We start from the raw sequence: 4317 nt of genomic DNA on the forward strand, positions 1-4317 counted from the left end.
CGGGCGGGGCCGTGCCCGCTGCGGGGGATGCGGCCCGCGCCGGTGGTGACCGGGGACGGGGCGCGGCTCGCGGCCTCGACGGCGCTGCTGCTGGCCTCCGACGCGGTCGGCGACCACGTGGCCGACGGCGACGGGCCCTTCGCCCGCCGTCCGGTCGCCCGGGCGGGCACGCGGATGGCGACCGCGTGGTCGCGGGCCGGGACGACGGCGGCGTCCGGTCTCGGGTTCGACCCGGCCGACCTGCTCGCGGTCCCGGCCCGGCAGCGCGAGGTGGAGGCGGCCGCGGGCGCTCCGCTGACCGCGGTCACGGCGCCGACGGAGGCCGCGGTCGGCTCGGCGCTGGCCCACACCGCGGTGCTCGCGGGCCGCCCGGAGAACGTCGCGCCGCTCGACGAGGCCGGTCGGCTGCTGGGGCGGCTCGCCCACCTGCTCGACGCCGTGGCCGACCTCGACGACGACACCGCGCACGGCCGGTGGAACCCGCTCGCGGCGACCGGGACCAGCCGCGCGACGGCGCTCGCGGGCTGCCGGGAGGCCGTCGCCGGGATCCGGGCCGCGCTGCGCCGGGTGCGATTCGGCCCCGGGGCCGGGACCGCGCGCCGGCTGGCCCACCGGCTGCTGGTGCACGAGTCGGGGCGCGCGGTCGACCGGACGGCGGCCGCGGTCGCGGGCGGCCGGGGCGAGCACGGCCACGGACGAGCCGGTTCGTCACCCACGATGGTCACCGACGGGCCGTTCGTGCCGTTCGGACCGGCCTCGGGGCACGCCCCGTCGTCGGGGACCGGGCCGCCCGAGCGGCCGCTACCGCCGTGGGACCCCGCGGCGCCGCTCGGGGATCCCGATGGGGATCCGGACGACGACCCGGACGACGAGCCCGAGGACGACGGTCCCGACGAGGCCGCGCCCGAGCGGCCGTCGCACCCCCCGCGGGGCCTGCTCGGCGGGTGCGTCGCGGCCGCCGGGCTGTGCTGCACGGGCCAGGTGTGCTGCGCCGACGAGTTCGTCGGGCCGTGGTCGGGACAGCCGCGGTCGAACTGGTGCGGGACCTGCGCGGACGGGTGCGAGTGCGGCTGCGACTGCTGTGACTGCTGCTCCGACTGTGACGGGTGCTGCGACTGCGACTGCGGCTCCTGAGCAGGGGATCCACGAGCGGGAACAGACTGTCGGGGGGTCGGGTTAGCCTCGGTGACATGGCGTTCGCGACCGAGGTCCCCGGTGCTGCCCGTGACGCTCACGAGGCGCACCCGGGCACGCTGCTGGACAACCCCGAGGGTCTCCCCGACGACGCGCTGGCCGAGTCGGAGTTCCGGCCGATCGGCGAGATCGAGCGCACCGGGGTGCCGTTCGAGGTCATCAGCCCGTACTCCCCGGCGGGTGACCAGCCGGCGGCCATCGACGATCTCGAGCGCCGCGTCAAGGCCGGCGAGCACGACATCGTGCTGCTGGGCGCCACCGGCACCGGGAAGTCGGCCACCGCCGCGTGGCTCATCGAACGGGTGCAGCGGCCGACGCTCGTGATGGCGCCGAACAAGACCCTCGCTGCGCAGCTGGCCAACGAGCTGCGCGAGCTGCTGCCGAACAACGCCGTCGAGTACTTCGTCTCGTACTACGACTACTACCAGCCCGAGGCGTACATCGCGCAGACCGACACCTACATCGAGAAGGACTCCTCGATCAACGAGGACGTCGAGCGGCTGCGCCACTCGGCGACGTCGAACCTGCTGCTGCGTCGCGACGTCGTCGTGGTCGCGTCGGTGTCGTGCATCTACGGCCTCGGCACCCCGCAGTCCTACCTCGACCGCTCGGTGAAGCTGGAGGTCGGCGAGGAGATCGACCGCGACACGCTGCTGCGCGCCCTGGTCGACGTGCAGTACACGCGCAACGACATGGCCTTCGCCCGGGGCACGTTCCGGGTCCGCGGGGACACCGTGGAGATCATCCCGGCGTACGAGGAGCTCGCGATCCGCATCGAGTTCTTCGGTGACGAGGTCGAGTCGCTGTACTACCTCAACCCGCTGACGGGCGACGTGGTCAACCAGGTCGAGGACGTCCGCATCTTCCCGGCGACCCACTACGTCGCCGGGCCGGAGCGCATGGAGCGCGCGATCAAGGCGATCGAGCAGGAGCTCGAGGAGCGCCTCGCGGAGCTGGAGAACCAGGGGAAGCTGCTGGAGGCCCAGCGGCTGCGCATGCGCACCAGCTACGACATCGAGATGATGCGCCAGGTCGGGTTCTGCTCCGGCATCGAGAACTACTCCCGCCACATCGACGGGCGCGGCCCGGGCACCGCTCCCGCGACGCTGATCGACTACTTCCCGAACGACTTCCTGCTGGTCATCGACGAGTCGCACGTGACCGTGCCGCAGATCGGCGGCATGTACGAGGGCGACATGTCCCGCAAGCGCAACCTCGTCGAGTACGGCTTCCGGCTCCCGTCGGCCACCGACAACCGGCCGCTGACCTGGGAGGAGTTCGCCGACCGCATCGGGCAGACGGTGTACCTCTCGGCCACGCCGGGGGACTACGAGATGCGCCAGGCCGGCGGCGAGTTCGTCGAGCAGGTCATCCGCCCGACGGGCCTGGTCGACCCCGAGGTGATCGTCAAGCCGACCAAGGGCCAGATCGACGACCTCGTGGCCGAGATCCGCGCCCGGGTCGAGAAGGACGAGCGGGTCCTGGTCACCACGCTGACCAAGAAGATGTCCGAGGACCTCACCGACTACCTGCTCGAGCTCGGGATCAAGGTCCGCTACCTGCACTCCGAGGTCGACACGCTGCGCCGGGTGGAACTGCTGCGCCAGCTGCGCTCGGGCGAGTACGACGTGCTGGTCGGCATCAACCTGCTCCGCGAGGGCCTCGACCTGCCCGAGGTGTCGCTGGTGGCGATCCTCGACGCGGACAAGGAGGGCTTCCTGCGCAGCGAGCGGTCGCTGATCCAGACGATCGGCCGCGCGGCCCGCAACGTGTCCGGCCAGGTGCACATGTACGCCGACCGCGTCACCGAGTCGATGCAGTACGCCATCGACGAGACCAACCGGCGCCGCGAGAAGCAGATCGCCTACAACACCGAGCGCGGGGTCGACCCGCAGCCGCTGCGCAAGAACATCAACGACAGCCACGACCGCGTCTACCGCGAGGCCGAGGACACCGAGGTGGAGATCGGCGGGTCCGGACGCAACGCCTCCCGGGGCCGCCGGGCGGCGGGCGAGGCCGGCGGCACCCGGGGCCACTCGGGGGTGGTGGAGCACCGCGACACGTCGGGGATGGCGCGTGCCGAGCTGGCCGACCTCATCCAGCAGCTCACCGACCAGATGATGTCGGCGGCGCGGGACCTGCAGTTCGAGCTCGCGGGCCGGCTGCGCGACGAGATCGCCGACCTCAAGAAGGAGATGAGGGGAATGGACGCCGCCGGGGTCAGCTGAGCAGTTCCGCGGCCTGGCGCAGGTCCTCGACGAACCCCGCGCGCATCTCCTCGGCGTCCTGTCCGCGATCGGGATCGGCGCGCAGGATCGCGGACGGGTGGATGGTCGGGACGAGCGTCGTGTCCTGCCACGGCCGGGGCTGCCCGCGCTCGGCGGTGATCCGGAACGAGGAGCCGAGCAGCGCCTTGCCGGCCGTCGCCCCGAGGGTGACGAGCACGTGCGGGCGGACCAGCGCGAGCTCGCCGTCCAGCCATGGCCGGCAGGCCCGGACGTGCCCGGCCTTCGGTGTCTGGTGTATCCGGCGGTTGCCCTGGCGGCGGAACGAGAAGTGCTTCACCGCGTTCGTGACGTAGGCGTCCTCGCGGGCGATGCCGGCCTCGACGAGTGCACCGTCGAAGAGGCGACCGGCCGGCCCGACGAAGGGCTCGAGCGCGCGGTCCTCCTGGTCGCCGGGCTGCTCCCCGACGAACATCATCCGGGCGGTCGCGGGGCCGGTACCGAAGACGGTGCCCGTCGTCCCCTCGTAGAGCTCGCACGCGGTGCACCCGGCGGCGCGCTCGCGCAGCGTCGCGAGGTCGGGGGCCGCGTCGGGGACATCCGCGTCGGCGTCGGGGGTGGAGAAGAGATCGAGCGGTTCGGTCACGGGGCCGGGTTGCCCGCGACGGGCCGGCTCGACCCTCACCCCGACGCGCCCACCCCACCGACTTGCACTCCCGGGGCCCGTGGGTAACATCACGGACATGATCGCGCGGATCGGAGAGGTAGTACTCCGGCGCGTCGGGTGAGCCAGGCTCCCGGCGCGCGATCTCACGGTGCGCCACCGTGGGCCACGCACGAGCCCCGAGACCTGGCTCGGATTCCAGCAGCGGATCCAGTCCCCGGGAGTACGTCGTGA

3 protein-coding genes are annotated in these 4317 nt (G+C 73.0%); 2 read left to right on the forward strand and 1 reads right to left on the reverse strand.

Annotated features, from left to right (window positions below; all coding sequences use genetic code 11):
- A partial coding sequence (locus AC0CYZ_RS11165) for a DUF5685 family protein (protein WP_472215244.1) occupies positions 1 to 1134 on the forward strand: 1134 nt, incomplete at its 5' end.
- Between the two features lie 56 nt (positions 1135 to 1190).
- Complete coding sequence (gene uvrB / locus AC0CYZ_RS11170) at positions 1191 to 3422, forward strand: excinuclease ABC subunit UvrB (protein ID WP_472215246.1); 2232 nt, start codon at positions 1191 to 1193, stop codon at positions 3420 to 3422.
- On the opposite strand, the gene AC0CYZ_RS11175 is transcribed toward uvrB, so the two are convergent.
- Positions 3415 to 4065, reverse strand: coding sequence for a UdgX family uracil-DNA binding protein (locus AC0CYZ_RS11175; protein ID WP_472215248.1), 651 nt, complete (start codon positions 4063 to 4065; stop codon positions 3415 to 3417). The genes uvrB and AC0CYZ_RS11175 overlap by 8 nt on opposite strands.
- Positions 4066 to 4317 lie beyond the last annotated feature (252 nt).

Source organism: Actinomycetospora sp., from assembly GCF_055612215.1.

Bases quoted from the DNA above. Each gene is read 5' to 3' on its own strand.
- uvrB (WP_472215246.1), top strand. From the start codon at position 1,191: ATGGCGTTCGCGACCGAGGTCCCCGGTGCTGCCCGTGACGCTCACGAG.